This window comes from Methylocella tundrae (assembly GCF_901905185.1).
Classification (GTDB): Bacteria; Pseudomonadota; Alphaproteobacteria; order Rhizobiales; family Beijerinckiaceae; genus Methylocapsa; species Methylocapsa tundrae.
In genome coordinates, this window is sequence record NZ_CABFMQ020000080.1 from 29,024 (window position 1) to 54,935 (window position 25,912).

General features: G+C 62.8%; 21 protein-coding genes. 12 read left to right on the forward strand and 9 right to left on the reverse strand.

The annotated features are described in order from the left end of the window. The first annotated feature begins 171 nt into the window (after nt 1-171). From MPC4_RS10480 to MPC4_RS10515, 8 genes are all read left to right on the forward strand, one after another. Nucleotides 172-1,860, forward strand: coding sequence for a D-alanyl-D-alanine carboxypeptidase family protein (locus MPC4_RS10480; protein ID WP_174512479.1), 1,689 nt, complete (start codon nt 172-174; stop codon nt 1,858-1,860). Then, nucleotides 1,857-3,122, forward strand: coding sequence for a CobW family GTP-binding protein (locus tag MPC4_RS10485; protein WP_244628947.1), 1,266 nt, complete (start codon nt 1,857-1,859; stop codon nt 3,120-3,122). Before MPC4_RS10480 ends, MPC4_RS10485 begins: the two co-directional genes overlap by 4 nt. A 65-nt stretch (nt 3,123-3,187) precedes the next feature. Continuing rightward, nucleotides 3,188-3,469 carry an RNA-binding S4 domain-containing protein gene (locus MPC4_RS10490; protein WP_174512480.1) on the forward strand — a complete coding sequence of 94 codons (282 nt, stop codon included), beginning with the start codon at nt 3,188-3,190 and terminating at the stop codon, nt 3,467-3,469. A 260-nt stretch (nt 3,470-3,729) separates the two neighbouring features. After that, nucleotides 3,730-4,068: a ferredoxin FdxA gene (gene fdxA / locus MPC4_RS10495; RefSeq protein WP_174512481.1), complete on the forward strand. Its 339-nt coding sequence runs from the start codon at nt 3,730-3,732 to the stop codon at nt 4,066-4,068. A gap of 416 nt (nt 4,069-4,484) precedes the next feature. Next, nucleotides 4,485-5,852: a CarD family transcriptional regulator gene (locus tag MPC4_RS10500; RefSeq protein WP_174512482.1), complete on the forward strand. Its 1,368-nt coding sequence runs from the start codon at nt 4,485-4,487 to the stop codon at nt 5,850-5,852. A gap of 310 nt (nt 5,853-6,162) precedes the next feature. Beyond that, complete coding sequence (locus tag MPC4_RS10505) at nt 6,163-6,555, forward strand: Hsp20 family protein (protein WP_134491767.1); 393 nt, start codon at nt 6,163-6,165, stop codon at nt 6,553-6,555. A gap of 77 nt (nt 6,556-6,632) precedes the next feature. Continuing rightward, nucleotides 6,633-6,899 carry a BQ00720 family protein gene (locus MPC4_RS10510; RefSeq protein ID WP_134491765.1) on the forward strand — a complete coding sequence of 89 codons (267 nt, stop codon included), beginning with the start codon at nt 6,633-6,635 and terminating at the stop codon, nt 6,897-6,899. Nucleotides 6,900-7,335: 436 nt separating this feature from the next. After that, entirely contained in the window at nt 7,336-7,764 is a 429-nt protein-coding gene (locus MPC4_RS10515) for a hypothetical protein (protein ID WP_174512483.1), read from the forward strand. Nucleotides 7,765-7,800: 36 nt separating this feature from the next. Here the strand turns inward: MPC4_RS10515 and MPC4_RS10520 are convergent, their stop codons facing one another. After that, nucleotides 7,801-8,271: a nucleoside deaminase gene (locus tag MPC4_RS10520; RefSeq protein WP_174512484.1), complete on the reverse strand. Its 471-nt coding sequence runs from the start codon at nt 8,269-8,271 to the stop codon at nt 7,801-7,803. A 138-nt stretch (nt 8,272-8,409) separates the two neighbouring features. Between MPC4_RS10520 and MPC4_RS10525 the strand changes: the two genes are divergently transcribed. Continuing rightward, the gene (locus MPC4_RS10525; protein WP_174512514.1) at nt 8,410-10,290 is read left to right on the forward strand and encodes a pseudouridine synthase; all 1,881 of its coding nucleotides are present in this window, start codon (nt 8,410-8,412) and stop codon (nt 10,288-10,290) included. 4 nt (nt 10,291-10,294) lie between these two features. Continuing rightward, nucleotides 10,295-10,849, forward strand: a complete 555-nt coding sequence (rsmD, locus tag MPC4_RS10530; RefSeq protein ID WP_174512485.1) for a 16S rRNA (guanine(966)-N(2))-methyltransferase RsmD — start codon at nt 10,295-10,297, stop codon at nt 10,847-10,849. A gap of 100 nt (nt 10,850-10,949) precedes the next feature. Here rsmD and MPC4_RS10535 read toward each other — a convergent pair whose 3' ends face one another. Then, a complete protein-coding gene (locus MPC4_RS10535; protein ID WP_174512486.1) occupies nt 10,950-11,507 on the reverse strand; it encodes a fasciclin domain-containing protein in 558 nt (185 codons plus the stop codon). A 40-nt stretch (nt 11,508-11,547) separates the two neighbouring features. Then, nucleotides 11,548-12,840 carry a phosphoribosylamine--glycine ligase gene (gene purD, locus MPC4_RS10540; protein WP_174512487.1) on the reverse strand — a complete coding sequence of 431 codons (1,293 nt, stop codon included), beginning with the start codon at nt 12,838-12,840 and terminating at the stop codon, nt 11,548-11,550. A 181-nt stretch (nt 12,841-13,021) separates the two neighbouring features. Between purD and MPC4_RS10545 the strand changes: the two genes are divergently transcribed. Then, nucleotides 13,022-14,029: a lysozyme inhibitor LprI family protein gene (locus MPC4_RS10545; protein ID WP_174512488.1), complete on the forward strand. Its 1,008-nt coding sequence runs from the start codon at nt 13,022-13,024 to the stop codon at nt 14,027-14,029. Here the strand turns inward: MPC4_RS10545 and mutL are convergent. Next, nucleotides 14,012-15,850, reverse strand: a complete 1,839-nt coding sequence (gene mutL / locus MPC4_RS10550; RefSeq protein ID WP_174512489.1) for a DNA mismatch repair endonuclease MutL — start codon at nt 15,848-15,850, stop codon at nt 14,012-14,014. The genes MPC4_RS10545 and mutL overlap by 18 nt on opposite strands. A gap of 546 nt (nt 15,851-16,396) precedes the next feature. Between mutL and MPC4_RS10555 the strand changes: the two genes are divergently transcribed. After that, nucleotides 16,397-18,010 carry a thaumatin family protein gene (locus MPC4_RS10555; protein ID WP_174512490.1) on the forward strand — a complete coding sequence of 538 codons (1,614 nt, stop codon included), beginning with the start codon at nt 16,397-16,399 and terminating at the stop codon, nt 18,008-18,010. Between the two features lie 264 nt (nt 18,011-18,274). Here MPC4_RS10555 and MPC4_RS10560 read toward each other — a convergent pair whose 3' ends face one another. The 5 genes from MPC4_RS10560 to ileS form a co-directional block, all read right to left on the reverse strand. Then, the gene (locus tag MPC4_RS10560) at nt 18,275-19,513 is read right to left on the reverse strand and encodes a M16 family metallopeptidase (RefSeq protein ID WP_244628952.1); all 1,239 of its coding nucleotides are present in this window, start codon (nt 19,511-19,513) and stop codon (nt 18,275-18,277) included. Between the two features lie 245 nt (nt 19,514-19,758). Next, complete coding sequence (locus MPC4_RS10565) at nt 19,759-21,126, reverse strand: M16 family metallopeptidase (protein ID WP_425312452.1); 1,368 nt, start codon at nt 21,124-21,126, stop codon at nt 19,759-19,761. A gap of 233 nt (nt 21,127-21,359) precedes the next feature. Then, entirely contained in the window at nt 21,360-22,028 is a 669-nt protein-coding gene (locus MPC4_RS10570; protein WP_174512492.1) for a hypothetical protein, read from the reverse strand. A gap of 151 nt (nt 22,029-22,179) precedes the next feature. Beyond that, nucleotides 22,180-22,674, reverse strand: a complete 495-nt coding sequence (gene lspA / locus MPC4_RS10575) for a signal peptidase II (protein WP_174512493.1) — start codon at nt 22,672-22,674, stop codon at nt 22,180-22,182. Next, the gene (ileS, locus tag MPC4_RS10580) at nt 22,671-25,652 is read right to left on the reverse strand and encodes an isoleucine--tRNA ligase (protein ID WP_425312454.1); all 2,982 of its coding nucleotides are present in this window, start codon (nt 25,650-25,652) and stop codon (nt 22,671-22,673) included. Before ileS ends, lspA begins: the two co-directional genes overlap by 4 nt. Nucleotides 25,653-25,912 lie beyond the last annotated feature (260 nt).

The following is a 25,912-nucleotide window of genomic DNA, read 5'->3' on the forward strand; positions in this document are numbered from 1 at the left end:
CGCCATAATCTCGCTGCATCGTCGCGCGACATTAGGCGCTTGAGCATGGCCCTTCCCAATTGCGCCCGCGCGGGATAGGAAAAGAGAGGCCCTGATAGCGTCGGCGGCCGGGGACGAAAAGCCCGGCCTTGGCTGTTTGGCGCTGTCACGTTGAAGCGAATGTCGAAACCGATGGACCTCAAGATCCAAGGCCTCGCGCAATCGGCGGGCGGGCGCGTGCGCAGGGAAAAGAGCGGATTGCGCCATTCGGCCGCCGCCCTGATCCTCGCCGCATTGGGCTGCCTCGCCGCCCTGCGCGCTGTCGCCGCGCCCTCCTTGCTGATCGAATTGAACTCCGGCGACGTGCTCTATCAGGATCACGCGACGCAGCCCTGGTTTCCAGCCTCGCTGACAAAGCTGATGACAGTCTATGTCGCGCTGAAAGCCGTGCAGGACCATCGCATCTCGCTTGATACGCCGCTGACCGTTTCCGCGCGGGCGAGCGCAATGCCGCCCTCCAAGATGGCGTTCCGGCCCGGCACGCTTGTTACGCTCGATACAGCCTTGAAGATATTGATGGTGAAGTCGGCCAATGACGTCGCGGTCACTGTCGCCGAAGGCGTTTCGGGCTCCGTCGAGGCCTTCGCCGGCGAGATGAACGCCGCCGCTTCTTCGCTCGGCCTGCAGCAATCCCATTTCGTCAATCCAAACGGCCTGCCGGATCCCAACCATTATTCCTCCGCGCGCGACCTCGCGGTGCTGGCGCGGGCGCTCTATCTGTCCTTCCCGGAACATGCTGATCTCTTCGACATCGGCGCCCTGGAGATGGACGGGAGAGTCATCACCAATCACAACAATCTGCTGGGGCGCTATCCTGGCGTTGACGGCATGAAGACCGGCTTTACCTGCGCCGCAGGCTTCAACGTCGTCGCCAGCGCGACCCAGGGCGGCAAAAAGCTGATCGCCGTCGTTCTCGGAGCGCCGAACGTCGCCTTGCGCACCATCAAGGCGGCGGCCCTGTTCGATCGCGGCTTTGCCGGGATCGATCGCCCCTCGGGAACGCTCGCAGGGCTTTCCCTGCAGGGTGGCGCGCCGCCGGACATGGGCAACGCGGTGTGCCGCAATCGCGGCCGGGCGATTGCCGAGTTCAGCGCCGAGAATGAGCAACTGATCGCGCCCCTTGAGGCCGCCAACAGCCAGGCTTTCGCCTCCACGCAAGGAAGCGCCTTTTACAGTTCAAGCGCGCTTTCGAGGATGTCGCCGATGGCGACCCGCATCACTCTCGTGCCGGCGCCAACGTTCGAGCCCGTGCCGATCGCGATCGCTGGCTATGCCGCGCCAGCGTCGGTCGCGCGCGGCGCCCCCGCCAACACGCAGACCCCGCCGGCGGTCAGCGCCTACGCGCCGGCCGTCAGCCCCGCGCTGGCGGCGACCAGCGCACAGTTGAAGCCGGACGACCAGGCTCTGCCCATGAAGGGAGGCGCGAAGCCTTCTCGCCATGCCAGAGCCCTGGCGGCGCGCCATCTGGCCGCGGCGCAGGCGGCGCGAAGGGAAACACACGGCAAAATCGCCGAGGCGTCCTCCAAAAAGACAAAAACAGCGCATCACGGCCACGCAGGCGCGGCGCAGACGGCTGATGCGGTGGGCGACGCCGACGCGGCGAGCGCGGTCAAGCCGGGCCGGGCCGCAAAGGGCAGGCACGGCAAGGACAAAGCGGCTCACATAAAGAGCGCGGAAACGCCGGCGCCGTCTGGTAAAACGAAGGCGCAGGGCCATCTCAAGCAACAGCCGGCGAAAACATCTTCGGCGAAAGCGAACAGCGCCGAAGCCGCCCCAAAAGCAGGCCAGGCCGGCGCCAAAAAGGCTGAAACCTCCGAATGAACGAACCATCCGTCATGACGTCAGGAGCGCCGGGGTCGAGCGCCGGTCAAGACGTGGCTCAGCGAAGCGCGAATCACGCCGCTCCCGAGGCGCGCCGACCGCCGGCGCCATTTCCGCTGACCGTCATCACCGGGTTTCTCGGCGCCGGCAAAACCACATTGTTAAATCGTCTGCTGCGGGATCCTGCCCTTTCGGACACGCTGGTCATCATCAATGAATTTGGTGAAATTGGCCTCGATCACCTTCTGGTCGAACAGGCCGGCGACGACATGCTCGTCATGACATCGGGCTGTGTTTGCTGCTCCATTCGCGGCGACCTCATAACGACGCTCGAAGACGTCTTGCGCCGGCGCGACAATGGGCGCATCACCCCGTTCAAACGCGTCATCATCGAGACGACGGGGCTAGCCGATCCGGCGCCGGTCCTCCATACCATCATGTATCATCCCTATCTCATGCTGCGGTTCCGGCTCGACGGCGTCGTAACCCTGATCGACGCGGTGAACGGAGCCGCGACGCTCGACGCGCATGAAGAAGCGGTCAAGCAGGCCGCCATGGCCGACCGGCTGGTTATCGCCAAGACCGACCTCCTCGAGGGCGAGGCCGGCGCCCGCGCTTCCGCCGACCTTCGCGCGCGCCTGTCACGGCTCAATCCCGGCGCCCGCGTCATCGACGCGGCGAAGGGCGAGGCGACCCCCGCGGCGCTCCTCGACGCGGGACTCTATGATCCGGAGCGCAAGACGCTCGAGGTTCGGCGATGGCTGAACGCCGAGGCGTTTTCCCAGCGGTCCGAAGGCGCGACCGCGCATCATCACGATGATGATGGGGAAGACCATCATCACGATCATGGCGGTCACGAGCCGCGCGACGTCAACCGTCACGACGCCCGCATCCGCGCCTTCTGCATGCGTTCAGACGCGCCGATCGCGCCCGCCGCCTTCGATCTCTTTCTCGAGCTCCTGCGCAATGCGCATGGGCCGAGTCTGCTGCGCGTCAAGGGCATCGTCGCCCTTGACGATGATTTGTCGCGGCCGGTCGTCATTCATGGCGTGCAGCACGTGTTTCATCCGCCCGCGCGGCTGCCGGCGTGGCCGGATGACGACCACGCAACGCGCATCGTCTTCATCCTGCGGGACATGGATCCGGCGTTCGTCGAGGGGATGTGGAAGGCCTTTGCCGGCGTCCCCGATCTTGACCGCGCCGACGCTGCGGCGCTGGGAAATAATCCTCTCGCGCCTACAAAGACCGGGCTCCTTGCATAAATCACCGCTTGAAACCCGGCGCGCGATGACTAAGTAACGTAGTTGGCGGCTTATCCGGGAAAGGCATGGCCGAGACGCAGCGGGTCGATAAATGGCTGTGGTTCGCCCGAGTGGTGAAGACTCGGACGCTTGCGGCTCGCCTCATCTCGTCCGGGCATGTTCGCATCAATGCGCGGCGTATTGATGCGCCAGCCAAGCCAGTCGCTCCCGGAGACGTCCTGACCATCGCGCTGGAACAGCAGGTTCGTGTGCTGAAGGTGCTGCATCCGGGGACCCGGCGCGGCGGATATCCTGAAGCGCGCCTTCTATTTGAGGATTTGACCGGCGGAACCGCCGCGCAAGACTGATCTATGGGGCTGCAGGGCGGCGTCGCGACGAACGCCTGCGGCGATTGGCCTGCAACCATGCCTTGATTATCTGGCGCAAAGCCGCTAGTGGGTCCATCCCGCCCGCGTGGCGAGTTAATCGATCTTTCAATCAGTCATTGTGGTGATTTTGCCGGAATCAAAGGTTCGCGCCAAGCTCGACGGCGCCGTGATTGGGCGCTGAGCGAATCCTGGTTGCATCGCCGTAGGTTCGCTGGCTTTGGCCGCGAAGGAGCATGATGATGGCCTATGTCGTCCTGGAGAATTGCATCAAGTGCAAATACATGGATTGCGTGGAGGTGTGTCCGGTAGACTGCTTCTATGAAGGCGAAAACATGCTCGTTATCCATCCGGACGAATGCATTGACTGCGGCGTCTGCGAACCCGAATGCCCCGCCGAAGCGATCAAGCCGGACACCGAGCAGGGGATCGAACAGTGGATTCAGCTGAACGCAGAAATGGCGCAATCGTGGCCGAACATCACAGTGAAGCGCGAGGCGGCTCCTGACGCCAAGGCGTTCGACGGAAGACCTGGCAAATTCAAAGAGTTTTTCTCCGCCGATCCCGGCAAGGGCGATTAGAGGAAGGTCGAGCGCCGCCCAGCGACGCATTAGCACGGTCCGAATTCTCTGATTGACTGACAGATGGCGCGCGGCGCCCCAGCTGGAGGAGAAGCCGGACACGGATCGAATCTTTTGATTCTTGTCACTTTCCGTGTTATACTCAAAAAATCAATCGGAACTATGGGATTTTACGATTTTCGCCGTCATCCGTCGTCCTGACGAGGCCATCATGCGTCAGGACGTCAATTTATGATGCTGCTCAATGTGTAAGTCTCGCCTCTTGAAGTTCGCCAGCTCATAATTGGATGATCCTCGATCACAATTCGCCCTATAGGGGCATTCACGATTTATCGTGAAGTCATTCGTCGGCGGATTCCCGGTCCGCCGATGATCAAATTGCTCCGTCTCCAAAGCGGGGCCTGAAAGGGACGCCGATGAGGTCCGCCAAGAAGACCGGAAAGCCGTTCGAGACAGAAGCAGCAGATATCGCCCGCGACTCAGCGAGGCAATCGGAAAATCGAAAGACTGGGACGAAAAAGCCAAAATGCGGCGGCGAAACGAAGTCAGTCGCCGAGGGGTTCGCCGCGCAGTCGAAAGACCCGCTGCAGGCCGGAGATGTGGAAGCGGCGGGAAACGCAAAAGGAATTCGCAAGCCAAAGCGTCCGAATGTCGCTCAAGGTTCCGACGCGGCGTTCAAGCCTTTGGACCGCAAGGCGTCCGCGGTGAAGGCTCGGCTTAGGTTGGAGATCGAAACGGATGGCGAGGAGACGTCGGTCGAGATTTTCGCCGCCAGCCCTGCCGCTGCGATGGAGAAATTGACGGATTCGCCGAAAGCGAAAGATCCATCGAAAGGGAGACGATCTGCCGTTTCGGTTGAGCCGCTACCCGAAGCATTCCTCGCGGCCGGCGCTCAGCGCCAGGTCATCGTCGAATCTTCGTCCGCTCGACTGGACGTGGCCATCGTTTCGGAGGGCGGCGATCCTATCGAGGCGGAAAATTCGCCGAAAATTGGCCGAGCAGTGACCCCGGGACGGGCTGCGGCATTCCTGAATTCGATCCCGGGCGCAGACGAGCAAAAGATAGTGACCAAGAAAATCGAAAAGAGAGCACCTGTGGATTTTACAGCAGATATCGAGACGACGGCCGCGACATCGGCCCTGAGCGCAGGACAAAAGCAGAGCGAGCCGAAGCCGGCCGAAAAAGCGGCGGCGACGATCAGCAAGGCGGCCAAGGCCCCCAGCGCTGGGCGGCAGGGATTCAAGCCGAATGAGTTCATCGTCTACCCCGCGCACGGGGTCGGTCAGATCGTCGCCATCGAGGATCAGGAAGTCGCCGGCTTCAAGCTCGAATTATACGTGATCAGCTTCGTTAAGGACAAGATGATCCTGAAGGTGCCGGTTCCGAAAGTGGCGAGCGTTGGAATGCGCAAGCTGGCTGAGGCCGATGTGGTCAAGAAGGCTCTCGACACCCTGGCCGGCCGGGCGCGCATCAAGCGGACCATGTGGTCGCGCCGCGCGCAGGAGTATGAAGCCAAGATCAACTCGGGCGATCTGATCGCGATCGCCGAGGTTGTTCGCGACCTTTATCGCTCGGATGCGCAGCCGGAGCAGTCTTATTCCGAGCGCCAGCTCTATGAGGCCGCCCTCGATCGCATGGCGCGCGAAGTCGTCATCGTGCAGAAGCTGACGGAAACGGAATCGCTCAAGACCATTGAAGCGCAGCTTCAAAAAGGCCCCCGCCGCGGCAAAGCCGAAGAGATCGACGTCGAAGACGTCGATGCGGATATCGAAGAGGCTGCCTGAGCCGTCGCGCCAGCTGCCCGGCGGTTTCTTTCTACCCTGCGATACGCCCGCCTTGCGCGGGACCTGACGAAAAGCCCGGCGAAGCGTCGGGCTTTTTTTTTGCGCTGGCGTCAACGCTCCCTCGGACGCTCGCCCATTTAGCCCGAGACCCGAACGAGGATTTCAGCGCTGCTTTCGGTTGGCGGCCTGTCGCAGCCGCTCTTGTCGCCCTCTTGAATCGGCGCCGCCGCTCGCCATATCGAAGGAACGGCGATGGCCGCGGGACGCCTTTTGAAGGGTCCCTTGTCGAAGGCTTTTGAAAGCTTCGCTGATGGCGCGCGGGTCGAATTCACATATCCCTTTCGTTCTTGCTTTCAGCGAGATCGAGCGGGGCTTTTCCAGAGCCGCCAACGCTCCCTTCGATGGCTACCCACCCTTTAACGTTGAAAGATTTTCGGGAGACGGGCCGGGAACCGCGCGGCTGCGCATTACACTGGCCGTTGCAGGCTTCTCCGTCGACCAGATTGAGATCGTCCATGGGCGCGAGCAACTCGTCATTCGCGGGCGTCAGCAAGATGAGCGAGAGCGATTCCATCTTCATCGGGGCATCGCGACGAGGCAGTTCCAGCGCGTCTTCATTCTAGCCGAGGCGATGCAGGTGGCGCTCGCGACTTTGGATCGCGGCCTCCTCTCTGTCGAACTGGCGCCGCGCGAGGCGGAATAGCGATCGAGGGCGAACAGGGGCGAGAACCCCGATGATCGCTCAGGGCAGACAATGCGTAGCAGCGAAGGAGAATTCTGATGTTCAATGATGGCGACAATGAAGTTTTGGCGCCGCTGACCAATGATCAGCTGGCAAGCCTTGGCGGCGGCCGCGTCGCTTACCTGAAGGCGATGCGGTCCGAGGAGGTGAACCGCTTGTTTCCCCAGGCGCCTGCGATGCAGCCGGGCCTCAAGCTTTTTGCGCTTCTTGCCGCGGACGGATCGCCGATCGCCGTCACCCAGTCGCGCGACGCGGCGGTGGCCAATGCGATGGAGCAGGAACTTGAAATGGTGAGCGTCCATTGAGTTTTCATGGAGGAGCGAAGGGCCGCGTCGCCGCCAAGCAAGCACAGTCTGGAACTTTTTCCAACGCCGTTACGTTAGCCCGCGAAACCTGATGCTTTTGCGGAGGAAGTGAAATGGCACGCAGCGCTTTACTTTGGCTTGTCGGGGTCCCGATTCCGATTATTATTCTTCTATACTTCTTATGGCATTAGAAGCGCTTTTTCGAAGTTCCGTTACTGATGACTGCGCCTCCGCACGACTTGGAGGCGCAGTTTTTTTGTGTTGATTTCGCGGCTGGCGCGCCCGCGTCAGATTTGGCATGCGTCGATCATCCGCGCGGCGCCGGTTCAAAGAGCCATGGAAAGCCGTTCTGAATTCGACCATATAGTCGATTGAAAGCCGCATGTTTGCCAAAGGCGGCGCCGCGGAATGGCCACAACAGCCAAAGGGGATCTCGGTGAGCGATCAATGGGAGTATCAGATTCGTGTCAATCTCGCCGGTGAATTCGCGGAAGTGGCGAGAAGCGATCCCGGTAATGCGGCGATCAAGCCGCTGACAGACATTCTCACCAGGCATCACGCGAAGTTGAAAAGTCAGTTCGACGCCTTCGCCGACTATGTCGCCGAAGCTGAAAAGCATGGCGTCGAGCATTTTCCGCTTTACAAATGGACCAAGGTCACGATCGAGGATCCCGCAAAGAAGGAAAAGCACATCAAATCCTTCACGCTCTATGTCGACGGCAAGGAAGTCTACGCGAAAGAGATCGCGGATGCGCTGGAGACGGACCTCCAGCCCCTGGTCGGCGGCGCGCTTGTCACGCGATTGTCCAAGCACGACACGAACCCAGCGAGCAACCCTCAGGCGCCGGCGCATCTTCGCTCATAGATTGCGCGCGCGGCGGCCGCCTTCGGCGGTTCGCGATCACCGCCTCTCTTGAAAAAACCGCCGCAGCAGCTGCGCGGCTTCGCTTTCGCGAATGCCGCCATAAAACTCGGGGGCATGATGGCAGGTCGCCTGCGCGAAGAAACGCGGACCATGCTCGACCGCCCCGCCTTTCGGATCAGGGGCCGCGAAATAGAGCCGCCGCACGCGGGCAAAGGAGATCGCCGCGGCGCACATGGCGCAAGGCTCGAGCGTCACGTAAAGGTCGCAGTCCGTCAGTCTTTGCGAGCCGAGCCTGCGGCAGGCTTCGCGGATCGCGAGAGTTTCCGCGTGGGCGGTCGGATCATGGGCCTCCAAAGTCCGGTTGCCAGCGCGCGCGATCACCTCCCCATGCCGCGCAATCGCCGCTCCGACCGGAACTTCTCCGCGCGCGAAGGCCGCTTCCGCCTCCATGAACGCGCAGGACATCGGATCGGCCAGGGATTTGGAATCAGTCTCGCCTCGCCGCATGGGATCGCCGCCTCATATCAATAGCTTCACTCATATCAATAGCTTCATTTGCCGCGCCACCAGGCGCTTTTGAACAAATGGCGCCTTTTCCCACCGCCTTCGGTTCCCCTTTCGGCGCAGAGTCTGCTATTGGGCTATATGCGCGATGACCCGACGAAACACCATCCACCCTCTTCTCATTCTTCCCGCGGACCAGCGGCCCGTCCGGCGCGGAAAAAAATCGCGCCCCTTGCCGGACCTGAGCGAAAGGCCAGAACCGAAGCTCCTGCGGTCGCCGCCGGCCCGCAACGCATCGCCAAGGTCATAGCGAGAGCCGGCGCCTGTTCGCGGCGCGATGCGGAAGCCTGGATCAGCGAGGGCCGCGTCGCCCTCAATGGCGTTGTCCTCACCAGTCCCGCGGTCAATGTCGGCGATGACGACGAGATCACCGTCGACGGCGCCCCCCTCGCGCAGCGCGCGCCGACCCGGCTCTTCCTGTTCCACAAGCCGCGCGGCCTCGTCACGACGGAGCGCGATCCCGAGGGGCGGCAGACCATTTTCGATTATCTGCGCGAGCATTGGCCGGATGCGCCCCGTCTCGTCAGCATCGGTCGCCTCGATATCAATACCGAAGGGCTTTTGCTGCTGACCAATGACGGAGGTCTCGCCCGCGTTCTGGAGCTGCCCTCGACCGGCTGGGTGCGCCGCTATCGCGTGCGCGCAAAGGGTTCGACCGATCAAGCCGTGCTGGATCAGCTGCGCCACGGCGTTACCGTCGATGGCGTCGCTTACGCCGAGATCGAGGCGAAGCTCGATCGCGTGCAAGGCGCCAATAGCTGGCTGACCATGGGCCTGCGCGAAGGCAAGAACCGCGAAGTCAAGCGCGTGCTCGAACATCTGGGGCTCGAGGTCAATCGGTTGATCCGGCTGTCGTTCGGGCCGTTCCAGCTGGCCGACCTTCCCGAGGGCGGTTTTGAGGAGATCCGAACCCGCGTCCTGCGCGACCAATTGGGGCCGGCGCTGGCCGAGGCCGCCGGCGTCGATTTTGCCGGAGCCGCGGCGGAGCCCGACGCCCCCGTTGAGTCGCCGCGCGGAAAACCGGCCCGCGCAGCACGGCAGAGCGATGATGGCGCGCGCAGAGCGCCGCCGGACCGCCCGATGCGCCGAGGTGAACGGCAGCCGCTGGCTTTGTCGCCCCGGCCCGAGGCGCGCAAAAAACCGGCGCCAGCCCCGCGCAAACATATTTCGGCATTGCGCGAGGATGGCGCGGAGCCAGGCGCCGCGCGCAAACGGATCGAGCGCAGCGAGACCGCCGACCGCAGCGGGCGAACCGTCCCCGTCGAGCGTCTGGTCCCCGTCGAGCGAGCCGCGCGCGGCAAGGCGAAAGCCAGATTTGAGGAGCGAAAAGGCGAGAACCCGCCGCCAAACACGCGCAACAGCCGCCGTTTCGAGGCCGAGCGCCAGCAGCGTCACGGCGTATCGGAGCGGCCCATGCGCGGCCCCGGCCGCGTACGCGCGCCCTTTGAGGCGAAGGAGCATCGCGCCACGACGGACGCAGCCGCCGCGCGTCCGCAAAAGCGGGCAGAAGGCGGCGCGCCAGCGGCAAAAGTCCGACGCCCCTATGACGGCGACAAGGACCGCTCACGGACCGACGCCCGGCCCGCGCGGAGCGGGGCGGCGAAGCGCTCTGGCGAACCCTATCGCGGAACAAAAACCTCCGGTGCGCGCACAGACTCACGGCCAGCAGACCGAGGGGCCGCGAAGCGCTTTGGCGGCGCCCCCGGCAAAGCCCAGGGGCAACGGACCCCCGGCGCGAAGACCGGGGCGCCGTCGGATAAGAGAACGCGCGGCGCTCAGTCGGAGACGCGGCCAAACGGCGCCGCTTCGCGTTTTCGTGGCAAGGATCAAGGTCCGGGCGGCCACGGCGGCAAACCGTCATTTGGCGGCAAGCGCCCCGGCAAGCCCACGGGCGCGTCGAGGGGCCCGGGCGATGCCGGGAAAGGGCGTCCCGGCAAAGGGCGCCCGCGCGGAAAACCTTAAATCCATGCGTATCGTCGGCGGCCGGCTGAAAGGCCGCACGCTCAAGGGACCAGCCTCCGACTCCATTCGGCCAACATCGGACCGTCTGCGCGAAAGCCTGTTCAACATTCTGGAGCATGCCTATGGCGCGCCCATCGAGGGGGCGCGTGTGATCGACGTTTTCGCCGGCACGGGCGCGCTGGCGATCGAAGCTCTTTCGCGCGGCGCGGCCTTTGCGCTCTTCGTTGATCAGAGCGCGCAGGCGGCGGCGATCATCCGCACCAACATCGAGGCTTTGGGGCTAGGCCAGACAACGAGGGTGCTGCGGCGGGACGCACGCAAACTCGGCGCCGCGCCGAAGGACGAGCGCTACGATATCGCCTTCCTTGATCCGCCTTATGGCAGGGGTCTCGCCGCGCCCGCTCTCACGGCCCTGCGCGAAGGCGGCTGGCTCGAAAAAGGCGCCCTCGTTCTGATTGAGGAAACAACACAGAGCGAAGTGGCGCTGCCGGGCGGTTTTGCGCCGCGCGAAATTCGCCAGTTCGGCGATACGCAAGTGGTTTTTGCGAGCGCCGGCTGACGCGTGCAAATTGTTTTGGGCTGCACGATGACGCGGCCTGCCGCGCGACGGCCATCCCGTTCTATGACGTTCATCATAGGTCGCGCGCCGCGCAAACGGATCAGGGCATCAGAACCTTGTTGACGACATGGATGACGCCATTCGATTGCATGACGTCCGCAATCGTAATGCGCGCCACGCGGCCCTTGGAATCCCTGATTTCAAAGGTCTTGCCTTTCTCCGAGAAAATCAGCGGCTCGCCCTCGACGGTCTTGAACGTCGCTTCTCCGCCGCCCTGCTTGATCGCCGCGCCAAGGTCCTCGGTGGTGAGGCGACCGGGCACGACATGGTAGGTTAGAACGCTCGTCAGCTCAGCCTTGTTCTCCGGCTTCAACAGAGAATCCACCGTGCCAGGCGGCAGTTCGTTGAAAGCCGCATTGGTCGGCGCAAACACGGTGAAAGGTCCGGGCCCCTCAAGCGTCTCGACGAGGCCGGCCGCTTTGACCGCCGCGACGAGGGTTGTGTTGGTTTTGGAGTTCACCGCGTTCTGGATGATGTTCTTGCTCGGATACATGGCGGCGCCGCCGACCATCTTCGTCATCTCGGCGGACGCGAAGCCGGATGCGCCGGCGACAGCGATGAAAGACGCGGCGGCGAAAGTAAACTGTTTGAATCTCATCTTGAGGCTCCTCCGCTCATGCCGGCGCAGCGCCGGTATGTCAGGCTTTACGGGAGCCCTCGCGAAAAAGTTTCAAAGCGCGCCAGCCAATGTCGCGCCGGCAAAATCCGTCCGGCCAATCAATTGCGTCAACCGCGGCATAGGCGCGGCTTTGCGCCTCGGCGATATCATTGCCGAGCGCCGTCACATTCAACACGCGTCCGCCGTCGGCGATGAGTCGCTCGCCCTCGAGCCTCGTTCCGGCATGGGTCAACGTCACGAACGGCATGGCTTCGGCGTGCGCCGCGCCCTTGAGCTCGCCGCCCTTGACTGGCGCATCCGGATAGCCCTTCGCGGCGAGCACGACGCTGAGCGCCGTCTTCGGCGACAGGCGCACCGGCCGTTGCGGCAAGCGGCCTTCGACGCATTCTATGATGAGCGTCAGCAAATCATCGTTGAGACGCGGCAGCATGACCTGCGTCTCGGGATCGCCGAAGCGCACATTATACTCGATGAGCTTCGGGCCATCCTCACCGATCATCAGTCCCGCGAACAACACCCCCCTGAAAGGCATGCCCATCGCGGCCATGCCCTTGACCGTCGGCTCGATGATGTCGCGCATCACGCGCGCGGACATGGCCTCGTCCATGATCGGCGCCGGCGAATAGGCGCCCATGCCGCCGGTGTTCGGGCCGCTTTCGGCCTCGCCGACGCGCTTATGATCCTGCGCGGACGCAAAGCTCAGCGCATGCTCGCCATCGCAGAGCGCGAAGAAGGAGGCCTCCTCGCCTTTCAGAAACTCTTCGACGACGATGGTCTTGCCCGCGGCGCCGAAGCCGCCCGAAAACATCATGTCTATGGCGGCCTCCGCCTCCGCGACGGTCATGGCGACGACGACGCCCTTGCCGGCGGCCAGGCCATCGGCCTTGATGACGATCGGCGCGCCTTTTTCCCGTACATAGGCCTTGGCGGCGCCGGCCTCATCGAAGCGTCCGAAAGCCGCTGTGGGAATATTGAAGCGCGCGCAAAAGTCCTTCGTAAAGGCCTTCGAGCCCTCGAGTTGCGCCGCCGCCCTGCTGGGGCCGAAAGCCTTGACGCCGCAGGCTTCGAGATCGTCAACGAGCCCCGCGACCAACGGCGCCTCGGGACCAACGATGACGAGATCGATGGCGTTCGCCTTGCAGAAGCCAATGATCGCGGCATGATCGGCAAGATCCAGCGCCGCCAGCCGCGCGAGGCGCGCAATGCCGGGGTTGCCCGGCGCCGCGAAGAGCCGGGTCAGGAGCGGGCTTTTGGCGAGCGCTATGGCGATCGCATGTTCGCGCCCGCCGGAGCCCAGAAGAAGAACGTTCATGCCGCGCGAAAACCTTTGTTGTCTCTCCTGGCCCTTTAGGGCCTCAGCCGGCCCTCTTATCACGGCAAGGCGCGCCGATTTCAAGTTCGGCCTTGAAAGGGAGAATCGGTCAGCTTGAGCCAAGATTTCCGGTCTATTTTTAGCTATTCTCGGAGCGGCCGCTTTTTTAAAGGGATCCGCGATGCGCGCAGCATTCTATCTGTCCGCCCTCGTTTTCGCGGCGGCTCCAGCCTGGGCGCTCGACTGCGCGAAGGCGAAGGCGCCAGCGGAACTGGCGATCTGCGGCGATCCTGCGGCCGAGGCCGCGGACGCGGCCATGACCAAAGCCTATGACGCGCTGGCTTTGAAGCTGCCGCCGCCCCAGAAAACCGCGCTTTTGATCTCGCAAAGGCGATGGCTGAAGCGCCGCGCCGACGTTTGCCTCGGGCGCGAGGGCGATCGGATCACCTCATGCCTCAAGGATGAGACAGAAGCGCGCCGCGCCTTTCTTTCCGGCGAACCCTTGAGCGGTCCCGCCCCCGCGCAAACCTTCCTTCCGGTGCTGATCCAGCATGTCGGCAAACCGAACCAATATGATCTCGACGTCACGGCGCTGAAGTTTTCCGACCCGAATCTGCCCGGCGAAAAGCTCTTCAACGCCAAGATCGACGCTCTTTTGAAGGAGGTTCCAAAGATCGACCAAAGCGATATCCGGCAGAATATGGTCTATTCCTATGTGCTCGACGTCAGCGCGCCCTTCGCCTCGGCAAAATTCGCCTTTGGCCATATCGAGCTTTATGATTTTTCCGGCGGCGCGCATGGCAATTCCAGCACATCAAATTTCGCCATCGACCTTCAAAGCGGCAAGGAGCTGTCCTTCTCGGATCTGTTCGAGCCCGCCGCGCGGCAAAAATTCGTCGCTTCCTGCCTTGAGCAGATCAAACAGCAAAAGCACGAAAAAATGCCGGACGACCCCTATGGCGTCATCAGCGCGGAGGAACAGAAGAAAACGATCGAAGACAGCATTAAAGACCTGACCCGATGGAGCTTTTCGGCTGACAAGGCCGAGGTGACGTTCGATCCTTATGCGCTCGGCGCCTATTTCGAAGGCTCCTACGCCTGCGATTTTCCCGCGGCGGATCTACGGCCCTATCTGAAGCTTGACTATCTGGCGCAGGAAGCGCCTCAGGACTCATCGCCGTCCAAATAGTCTTTCGACGTCTGCGAGTTTCAATTCGACATAGGTCGGACGCCCGTGATTGCATTGGCCGGAGCCGGGCGTGCGCTCCATATCGCGCAGCAGGGCGTTCATCTCTTCGATTAAAAGCCGCCGCCCGGCGCGCACGGAATGATGGCAGGCCATGGTCGCGAGCACATGATCGAGCCGCCGCTCGAGCGAGGCGGCATGGCCATCTTCCCCGAGCGTCGAGGCGAGATCGCGTATGAGCCTTGCCGCGTCGGCGCTTTTCAGCGCGGCGGGCATTTCCTGCACGGCGATGGCGCCCGGCCCGAAGGATTCGACGATCAGGCCGAACTCGGCGAGCAGCGGGGCCGCCTCTTCAATGAGGCCGACTTCGCTTTGCGCCATTTCGACGATCACTGGTACGAGCAGCGCCTGCCGCGGCGCGGCCCGGCCAGCGCGCGCCGCCTTCAGCCGCTCATAGACGAGGCGCTCATGGGCGGCGTGCTGATCGACGATGACAATCCCGTCGCGCGTTTGCGCCACAATATAGGTCTCGTGAATCTGCGCCCGCGCCGCGCCGAGCGGGGCCTCGCAGACCTCATTGGAAGGCGCCTCAGGCTCCGCGCGCGCGGCAAGGGCGAGATCGCCGCCCAAGGCCTGAAACGCCGCCTGCGCCGGCTCGGCGAAGCCCACATGTGCAGTCTGGCCGGGATCTGGATGAAACGGGGAGCGCCGCCAGTCCCAATCGGCCACGGGGGCGCCCTGCCCGCTAAAGCGCCCGCCCTGTTGCGGCGCGCCGCGCCGCGCGAGAAGATCGAGAGCCGCCGCGCCATTTGTCGGCGTCGCGCGATGCAGCGCGCCCTGTAAACTTTGTTTCAAAGCGCCGATCAAAAGCCCGCGCACGAGGCCCGCGTCGCGAAAACGCACTTCCGCCTTGGCGGGATGGACGTTGACGTCGACCTCGTGGGGATCGCAGGCGATGAACAGAACGAGCGCCGGATGACGGCCTGAGGGGAGATAATCCATATAGGCGGCGCGCACGGCGCCGATGAGAAGCTTGTCGCGCACGGGACGCCCGTTGACGAACAGATATTGCGCCGAGGGGCTGGCGCGATGCCAGGTCGGCAGGCCGGCGAAGCCTTCGAGCCGGAAGCCCTCCCGCGCGGCCTCAACCCGCAGCGCATTGGGGCGGAACTCGGCGCCGAGGATGGAAGAGAGCCGCGTCAAAAGCCCATCTTCTCCCGGCGCTGAGGCGGGAAGATCGAAACCCGCCGCCTCGCTCGCCGAAAAGCTGAAGCGCACATCAGGATGCGCCATGGCGAGGCGCTGGACGACATCGGCGCAGGCGCGCGCCTCCGCGCGATCGGTTTTCAGGAATTTGAGGCGCGCCGGCGTGCCGGCGAAGAGATCGCGGATTTCGACGCGCGCGCCCTGCGGCTGCGCGGCGGGCGCGACGGGCTGCTTGACGCCCTGATCGACGCGGATGCGGGCGCCTTGCGTGGCTTCTTTCGTGCGTGAAAAAATTTCGAGCGTCGCGATGGAGCCGATCGAGGGTAGAGCCTCGCCGCGAAAGCCAAGGGTCGCGATGGCCGAGAGATCGCCGTCGGGGAGTTTTGACGTCGCATGTCGCTCGACGGCGAGGTCGAGATCCTCCTCCGACATGCCAGCGCCATTGTCGATGACGCGGATGAGGCGCCTGCCGCCAGCCTCGATTGCAATGTCGATGCGGGCGGCCCCGGCGTCGAGCGCGTTTTCGACCAGCTCTTTCAGAGCCGAGGCCGGCCGCTCTACAACCTCGCCTGCTGCGATGCGGTCGACAAGAACGGGATCAAGGCGGCGGATGGGCATGGCGCTCACATTTGCTTGCAGGCGCCGGGCGCCGAAGGATCATGCTTCGGCGGCGAGCCGAAGACGGCGAGGCCGCCTGTCAAGAACAGGAACTCCAGAATAGTCGTATCTCGGCCTTAAGCGAATGGGCGAGGCCTGAGGCGGGGCGCTTTTCCAAAGCGTTTTTACGCTATCATGATTTCAACGGGAAAGATCCGTCCGCCACGTGTTCTTGCCCACGCAGCGCGCCGGCATCGGTTCCAATTCTGAAAATCCGCCGTTGCGCCAGGCTTGCCAGCCGACCTGGCGTCAACGCGCCGCCGATCGCTTATACGGCGGCGCACAATATGTCGGGGGCGGATGGGCCTTATTCCCTCTCTGTGCCGCGCCCTTGCGCAACGGTCGCCCGGACGTTGGAGCGGCCCCGCGGCGGCGCCTGTTCATGAGGCGCGGCCCTGTTTTGCTGCTTGTCAAGCGTGCAGAATCGGGGCACGCTCGAGTAGATGCAGCTGCCCGTAGAATATCGGCTTATGTAAGCCGGAAAAGGCTGCTTCAGAGGTTAGCGTCATGACAGCAGCAATTCCGATACAATTGATTTCGGGTCGGAAGGCAACGCGCCTGACCCACAAAATCATTATCATTGCACTTTTGGCTTTTGGGTTCGGTTCAATCATCCCGATGTTTTGGGGCGCCCATGCTCACGCGCAGGTTGTAGATCCGTGCCTGCAGGGCCTGCCCACGCCTACACCACAACAGCCCGCCGTCCACAGGGTGCTACAACTGATCAACTGTTCGAACCAGGTTGTGCTTGGCGCTGCGAACGCGGCCGGAAAGGCAGGCGTCGTGCCGCTGAAATCGGTTTTCCCGCGAGAGAAGACCTGGGTGATGCAGCCGTATCCGCCGTCCACGCCCAATGGAAATATCCTCACCATAGACGTGCCGCCGAAATGGGAGTCCACCATTGGCCCAGGCTCGACCGGCCCGAGGATCTGGGCGCGAACAGGTTGCCGTTATGATATCGCAAGCGACAGGGCTCAATGCGAAACGGGCGGCTGCGGCGGCAAATATGATTGTAGCGCCGCCAAGCTTGGAGCATCGGTAGGCACGACGGTCGCCGAATGGACATTCTATGAGCAGGTCACGGCCGGCAACATCACTTATTTCAAGGATTCGCCGGACATCAGCGCGGTCGATGGCGTGAACTTGAATATGGACATTCAGCCGGTTGGCGGCCACTCCGTTGACCCTTTCGACGCGCTGGGGGGCCATGACATCCAGTGGCTGGCCCAGAACTACCCCCTTACGAAACACGGACAGGACATGCGGAGCGACGCCCGATGCCTGGAGAAGTTTCGCCTCCAACGCTCAGACCTCACGTCAGGGATCTACGCTTTTGTCATCGTTGGAAATGACGGCAAACCGTTAGGCGGCGACGGCACGGTGGCCTGTTTCTCAAATTGTGCGAGATATGCCTTCCCCGACGTGCCGGCCGCGGACTGCGACTCTTCGGACCACAACACCCGTTGCTATCGCTGGAAATCGTTTTGCCTCAATGAATATCCTGTAGGATCCGTGTTCGGCGTGAAATGCACGCAGGATAGCGATTGTAAGCAGGGAACGTCATGCTGGAACAATCCAGGCTCTAAATTGGATCATACCTGCCAAGGCCGGGCATTCATCAAAAATGCGACCTGCCCGTCAAATATCTGCACCTTTCCTTACGGCTATATCGACCCCACAAATGGTCAGCAATTCTTCTCGACGCAGCCTCCGTTTGGACATTGCAGCGATATCGTCGGCGACAATCCCAAAGGCTGCATAGGGGATGATGTCGTGCACCACGTCATGCACAAGGCCTATACCTGGCCCAACGACCCTCAGGTCTACGGTGGCGACGCACAGCTTTACAGGATCATCTTCGCGCCGGGAGGCACAACAGTGCCGATCACTCCCGCTGGCGCAATTCCAGTTTGCAGCGATTTGCCGACAATATATGGCTACTCCACCCAATATGGCGGACCCGGCAGTAACTCCAAGCCCTGTGACGTACCTGTAAATATCGATAAGGCGACGTTCGCCGTCGCTCATCCCTCGCCTACAGGAGCTTCACCCTGGGCTTGCAATCTTTCTCCCGGCGGCGCCGGCAACGAAGGCGTCATATGCCGGTGGGCGACCCCCTGAGCGCGGTCAGTCTTTAACCATTAAAGGCGCGGAGCCTTGCGGCCTCGCGCCTTTGTTGTGAGCAGCGGTCGAGCAATAAAACGCGTTTGCCGCCTTAGAGCATAATCCGATCAGATCGGTTCGATCTGATCGACAAGAATATGCTCAAGTTTATGAATCTGGAGCGATTTCTGATCGATCGAATGACTCCATTCGATCGGAAAGCGCTCTAGCGACTGCGCCGAGGCCATCCTGCGAGATTAAGGCCTTTGCCTCTGCCGCCCCTCACATCCCCTCGGGACGGCCGGCCACCGCGACGAGAAGCTTCGCGTCGCCGAAGAGGCGCTTGGCCGCGCGCTTGGCGTCTTCCATCGTCACCGCCGCGATCAGCCTGTTGCGTTCGTCGAGATAGTCGACGCCGAAGCCGTCCGTCTGAAGGTGCAGGAGCTGCGAGGCGATCTTGGTCGAAGTGTCGAAGCGCAGCGCATAGGAGCCGATGAGATATTTCTTCGCCTTCTCAAGCTCCTCCTCGGTCGGCCCCTGCTCCGAAAGGCTCGCGATCTCGCCCGCGATCACCGTCATCGATTCGGCGGCGCGCTCATTCTTGGTCGAGGTGCCGCCGTAAAGCATCGAGCCATGATCATAGGTGATAAGCTGAGAATAGACGGAATAGGCAAGGCCGCGCTTTTCGCGCACCTCGCGAAAGAGCCGCGCCGAAAACACGCCGCCGCCGAGCACATGATTGACGACCATCGAGGCGATGAAATCGGGATCCATGCGGGCAAGGCCCTGACGGCCGAAACGGATCGTCGATTGCGGAACGTCAATGTCGACGACGAAGCGATCGCCTTCGCCGGAAAGCAGCGCGTCCGCGACCGGCGCGATATGCGAAGCCTGCGGCAGAGGGCCGAACACGTCATCGAGATGGCCGGCAAGGGTCGCGGCGTCGATCGCGCCGACAACAGCGATCTTAAGCGTGTCGCGCGCGAAGATCTTTCCACGCAGCTCGACCAGATCGCCACGCGTCAGCGTCGGCAGCGCGGAAAGATCGCCGCGCACCGGCAGGCCGTAGGGATGCCCGGGAAAAGCCTTCTCGCGAAAAGTGCGGCCGGCGACATAATCCGGCTCGTTCGCCTCGCTCTTCAGGCCGGCGGCGATCTGGCTCAGGACGCGCTCAAAGGGCTCGGCCTCGAGCCGCGCTTCATTGACCGCGAGCCGCAGCAGAGAAAAGGCTTGCGAGCTGTTGCGCGAGAGGGTCTGCAGCCGCCCGGAGAGTATATCGCGATCGGCCGAAAAGGAGAGTTCGATCGCGTCCTCGTCGAGAGCGCGATGGAAGGCTTCCGCGTCATAGGGCCCGGCGCCTTCGTCGATGAGGCCCGCGAGGAGATTGGCGGCGCCGGGCTTGCCGGCGGGATCCTGCGAGGCGCCGCCCTTGAAGGCGAATTCGACCGCGACGAGCGGCACCGCGTAATCCTCGACGAGCCAGGCCTCAATGCCGCCTTTCGAGACGACTTTCTGGACCATCGAGGCGCGTGAGCCTCGCTCGCTTGTCTTCAGCCCCGCCGGCGTGAGGGTCGGCGCATCCGTTGTGGTTGCAGGCGCGGTCATATGCGTCACTTCCGATAGGCCGCGCGGGACGATGCCGGATGCGGCGAACAAGGGGATATCTAAGCATCATTTCCGAAAACTGGACGCCGGATCGCCGATGAAATGATGCGAACTCAAAAATCCTGAGCTTGACAAGGCGGCCGGCGCCGCCCGGTCATGTATCAGCCGTCAAGCTCAAGGCCGGAATCATGACCCGGCGCCGACAGCAGAAATCCGGTCACGCTACGCTTCTTGTCGAGCCAGAGCGCAGCCTTGCGCACGTCTTCGAGGGTCACCGCCTCGATCCGTTCCGGCCATTTTGCGACATCCTCAACGCTGAGCCCTGTCGCGAGAGCCGCGCCATACCAGCGCGCCAATGACGCCTGACTGTCCTGCGCATAGACCGCATCGGCGACGAGGCGGGTCTTGGCGCGGAGGAAATCGGCCTCATCAACGCCGCCGGCGGCGGCGCGGGCGATGACGGCGTCGATCGCGGCGTCAAGGCGATCGAGGGGAACTCCGGGCGCCGGCACGGCGACGACGTAAAAGCGCGTGTCATCGACCGCCGTGCCGAGATAATGCGCGCCGGCGGCGACCGCGATCTTCTGCTCCATGACGAGGCTCTTGAAGAGAAGGCTCGTCTGGCCCCCGCCGAGAAGATGGCCAAGAACCTCGAGCGCCTCCCCGACGCCTTTTTCCGCCGTGCGATAGGACGGCACCAGATAGACGCCCTGATACGAGGGCTGCTCGACCTTCTCATCCGCGAGGGTGACGAGGCGATGCGCGCGCGGCGAAGGCTCGCGCGGGCGCATCCGCTCCGGCGCTTCGCCGCGCGCCGGAATCTGACCGTAGATTTTTTCCGCCAGCGCAATGACCTCGGCCGGCTCGACATCGCCGGCGACGACGAGAATGGCGTTTTCGGGCGTATAGAAACGATCATAATAGGCGAGCGCGTCAACGCGGTCGAGGCCCTCGATCTCATGGTTCCAGCCGATGATCGGCCGGCCGTAGGGATGCTGCGTGAACAGCGCCGCCTGCACCGCTTCGTTCAATTGATCGGACGGATCGGAATCCGTGCGCATCCGCCGCTCCTCCAGCACCACCTCGCGCTCGGGCGCGACGATCTCGTCCGAAAGAACAAGGTTCTTCATGCGGTCCGCTTCATATTCCATGCAGACGGCGAGTTGATCCTTGGCGACGCGCTGGAAATAGGCGGTGTAATCATTCGAGGTGAAGGCGTTCTCCTGGCCGCCGGAGTCGGCGACAAGCTCGGAGAACTTTCCCTGCGGATTATTCCTGGTGCCCTTGAACATCAGATGTTCAAGGAAATGCGCGATGCCGGATTTGCCCAGCGGATCGTCGGCCGAACCGTTGCGATACCAGACCATGTGGGTGACGACGGGCGCGCGATGGTCCGGAATGACGACGATGTCGAGCCCATTGGCCAGCTTTGCCTCGGTAATGGCGGGGCCCGCGGGCTTGGCTGTGGACTGCGCGGAGGGGTTCAGAAAGAGCGCGCCGGGCGCCGCTGCGGATTGGCCAAAAGACATTTCGTACATCGCTTTCTGCAGATCCCGCGGCAAAGCATGCTGAGGGCGGGAGGCGCGCGCCGGGCGCGCGTCGCCTCTATTAAACAGAACTTAGAAAGCGTTACGGGCTTTAGCAAGGTCAAAGCCGCCATCGGGGCGGCGGCTGCCGCGCCGAGTTTGTCCCGCGCCGCGGCCAAAGCCGCGCCCGATCGGCTGCAACCGCGCCTCGGGCCGATCAATTCTCGACGGAAGTCTTAATGCGGCTGCGGGCCGACATAGGCCTTCGTATTGGCCGGGTCGGGCGTCTCTTTCGCTGGCTCCGCCGTCGCAGTGGCGTCCTCCAACGGCTTGCGATAGCCGGACGGCGGCTCGGTCAGGTAATTACGCGGCGGTTCCTCTCCCGTGGCCACTGTGTCCGTCTCGGGTTTTGCGCCGGTCACTCCGCCGACCATGTTTTGCAGAATTTTCCACGGCGCATTGATGCAGAGCGCGCCCGGCTGACAATCGTCAGGCGTCCCCCCTGCGCCCGGCGCTTCGGCGCGGCCGCCTTCTTCCTGAGACGCGGTTTCACCGCGCGCTTGCGGCGCAGGCCGCTGCGCGGCCGCGGCGGCGTGGCGCCGCTCGGAAATGTCCGGATCGTTCGGCCAGTCGGCGCCGTGGGCGACTTCCTTCGGCTTTGGGAGATCGAAGCGGGGCGGGACGACCAGCGGCGCCCGGGCGCGATAATCGATCTCTTCCTTACTTTTGTCGGGCTGCATGCCGAAGAAGCCGAGCACCGAGTTGACCGGATTGCCGCCCTGCTCCGGAGCCTGCGCCCACGCCGGCGATGCGCCAATCGACGCCGCGAGCGCGAAAATGGCGGCAATGAGCTGGAGAGAGGGCGCCGCCGCGCTCGGGCGCGTCTTAACTCTGTCAGAGACCATAGCGTTCATCCTCGAGCGTCTTTTTCAAAATCGACTTGGCAAAAAAAGGCCTGGGCGGCATAGACCCGCCTCGCGCCGCGCGGCGGCGTTCGGTCCCGCAACATCGGGCGCCATCGGGGCAATTTAGGGGCAGAAAACAGTTAAAATGTCATTATCCAACAGAGGCGCCCTCCCCCGCCGGCTTCGCGCCGAACAGGGACTCGCAGATCAAAAGCCCGACGCCGACGACAATCGCCGCGTCCGCAAGGTTAAAGACATACCAGGAGAAGGATCCGACGTGGAAATGATAGAAATCCGCGACGAAACCATAGGCTATGCGGTCATAGGCGTTGCCGAGCGCGCCGCCGACGATGAGGCCGAGCGCGCAGGCGATGAACATCGTTTTTGAGCGCCAGAGCCAGACGAGAAGAAACGCCGTCGCCGCCAATGTGACGGCAAGCAAGGCGTAACGCTGGAGATCGGTCCGGGCGCTGAACAGCGAATAGGAAATGCCCGGATTCTTCGCGTAGACGACATCAAGGAAGGGCGCCAGCGCGACCGGCTGGCGCCTCTCGATGCCAAACACGAAAATCAGCCATAGCTTGTTGGCCTGATCCAGAGCCAGCGTCAGAACGGCGACAATGAGGCCAATCGCGCGGGGCGTCACGGCCAACGTCCCGCCGCCGTCAATTCGCGCAAGGCCTCGGCGTCGCGCGGCGTGACGTCGGGATAGTCTGGATCGGACCCGACCAGCGTCGAAATCCGCCACGACCGCGCGCATTTTCTGCCCTCGGCGCGATGCGGAACAACGGCGACGCCCGGAACCTCGTCAAGACGGAACGCGTCAGCCGGTCCCTCGCCCGCCTCGATTGCGATGTCGGAGGTGATGCAGATTTCGGCAAAGTCGACGCCATCCAGCGCCGCCCGCAGGCCGTCATCCTTTATAAACACCCGTGGCGCGGCTTCGAGCGAGGAGCCGATGCGCTTTTGCGCCCGCTCGATCTCGAGCGCGCCGGTAACGACCGCGCGGATGCGGCGGATGTTCTCCCATTTGGCCGCCAAAGCGTCATCACGCCAGTCCGCCGGAACATCAGGAAGGGTTTCGAGATGCACCGAGGCTTTGTCCGGGTAACGCGAGCGCCACGCCTCCTCCGAGGTAAAGACGAGAATCGGCGCAAGCCACAGCGTGACGGCGCGAAAGATTTGTTCGATCGCGGAAAGCGCCGCGAGACGCTTGTGGCTCGATGGCGGCTCGCAATAAAGCGCATCCTTGCGAATGTCGAAGTAAAACGCCGAAAGATCGGTGTTGAGGAAAGAGGAAAGCCGCGCGACGACGCGCTTCAGATCGAAGCGCTGATAGGCGTCGCGGATGTCCTCATCAAGCTCCGCCAGCCGATGCAGCATCAAGCGCTCGAGTTCGCCCATATCCTTATGCGCCACCGCGCGCGCCGGCTCGTAATGCGCGAGAGAACCCAGCATCCAGCGGATCGTGTTGCGCAGCTTGCGATAGGTCTCGACGAAGGTTTTGAGGATCTCCGGCCCGATGCGCAGATCGTCGGAATAGTCGGAGGCCGCGACCCACAGGCGCAGAATATCCGCGCCCGCCTCTTTGATGATGGTCTGCGGCGCTGTGACATTGCCGACCGACTTCGACATTTTCTGGCCCTTCTCGTCCAGCACGAAGCCGTGCGTCAGAACGAGGTCGAAGGGCGCCCTGCCGCGCGTGCCGCAGGATTCAAGAAGCGAAGAGTGGAACCAGCCGCGATGCTGGTCCGAGCCTTCAAGATACATGATCTCGTCGCCGCCGCCGTCGCGCTTGCGGCAGATATTGGCGAGGCCCGGAAAATGGACCGGATCATCGAGCGTAAAGGCATGCGTCGAGCCGGAATCAAACCAGACGTCGAGAACGTCGTCGATTTTCTCGTACTGTTCGGGAGCGTAGCCGTTGCCGAGGAAGCGCGCGGCGGCGCCCTCCGCGAACCAGGCGTCGGCGCCCTCGGCCTCGAAGGCTTCCGCGATGCGGCGGTTGACCTGGCGATCTTTCAAGATCTCGCCGGTCTCCTTATGGACGAAGATGGCGATCGGCACGCCCCAGGCGCGCTGGCGCGAGACGACCCAGTCCGGCCGGTTGGCGATCATGCCGGTGATGCGATTTTCGCCGGACGCCGGGTGCCATTTGGTGACGGCGATCTCGCGCAGGGCGATGGTCCGCAAGGTTTTCTCGGAGCCCTCGAGCGTGCGCGCATCTGTCGGCTCGAAATCTTTATCGAGCGCGATGAACCATTGCGGCGTGTTGCGGAAAATGAGCGGCTTTTTCGAGCGCCACGAATGCGGATACTGGTGCTTCAGTTTTCCGCGCGCGACAAGATTGCCGGCCTCGATCAGCGCCTCGATGACCGCGTCATTGGCGTCGCCCTTGGCGCCTTTGTCGTCGAGGACGCGGCGGCCCGTGAAGCCCGGCGCATCCTTGGTGAAAAAGCCATCGGCGTCGACGGTATAGGGGATGCGGGTGTCGATGCCGCGCTTCTGCAAGTCGCGAGAGTGGGCCATCCAGACGTCAAAATCGTCGCGGCCATGGCCGGGCGCGGTATGGACGAAGCCCGTGCCGGTATCCGCCGTGACGTGGTCGCCGGCAAGGAGCGGCACCAGAAACGTGTAATCCCCAAACTGACCTTTGAGAGGATGGTCACAGTATTTAATAGCATCGGCAAACACACGTCCGAGCCGTACAAAGGACGTCACTTTTGCATTTTTGAATACTTCGGCGGCAAGCGCATCAGCCAGCACATAGTTGGCGCCCACCGCAGCCCAATTGCCGTCAGGCGCATCGGTGACTTGGTAGACACTGTATGAGACGTGATGCAGATGCGGATTATACGCTATCGCTCGATTGGCAGGAATAGTCCAAGGCGTAGTCGTCCAAATCACGACCTTAGCGCTCTCGAGCGCGGCGCAGAATTCTTCGATTTCTATTTTTGTGGCGCTGGGATTATCTTCTACAAATAGAAGCTCAGCTTCACTTGGAACAATCTTCGCGACCGGAAACGCCACGAAAACCGTGTCGCTGACGTGATCCTCGTATTCCACCTCGGCCTCGGCCAGAGCGGTCTTTTCGACGACGCTCCACATCACTGGCTTCGAGCCGCGATAGAGCAGCCCGTTTTCGGCGAACTTCATGATCTCGCGGGCGATCGTCGCTTCCGCCGGATAGGTCATGGTGAGATAGGGATGATCCCAATCGCCATTGACGCCCAAGCGCTTGAACTCCTCGCGCTGGACGCCGACCCAATGCTCGGCGAAGACGCGGCATTCGCGCCGGAACTCATTGATCGGAACCTCGTCCTTGTTGCGCCCCTTGGCGCGATACTGCTCCTCGATCTTCCATTCGATCGGCAGCCCGTGGCAGTCCCAGCCCGGCACATAATTGGCGTCCTTGCCGAGCATCTGCTGCGAGCGCGCGACGAGGTCTTTGAGGATCTTGTTCAGCGCATGGCCGATATGGATGTTGCCATTGGCGTAGGGCGGCCCATCGTGCAGGACGAATTTTTCGCGTCCCTTCGCCGCCTGGCGCATGCGCTCGTAAAGCCCGATCTCGCGCCAATAGGCGAGCAGCTCCGGCTCCTTCTTCGGCAATCCGGCCCGCATCGGAAAATCCGTCTGCGGCAGATAAAGGCTTTTTGAATAGTCCGCCGGCTTCTGTCCGGCCTCGGCGTCACGCTCATGGGGCGCGCCTTGCGCCCGGTCCGTCTCATTCATTTTGATTCTGCAATGTTGATCGCGCACCTTTTGGGGCGCGGCGCGGCTTTGCCGCCGGAATGGGCGAAAAATCCCCGGCCCCGCGCGAAAACTTTTTACGCGCGGGCCGGGCGCATAATTCGGGACGTGGGGCGCAGGCCGATCTTGGA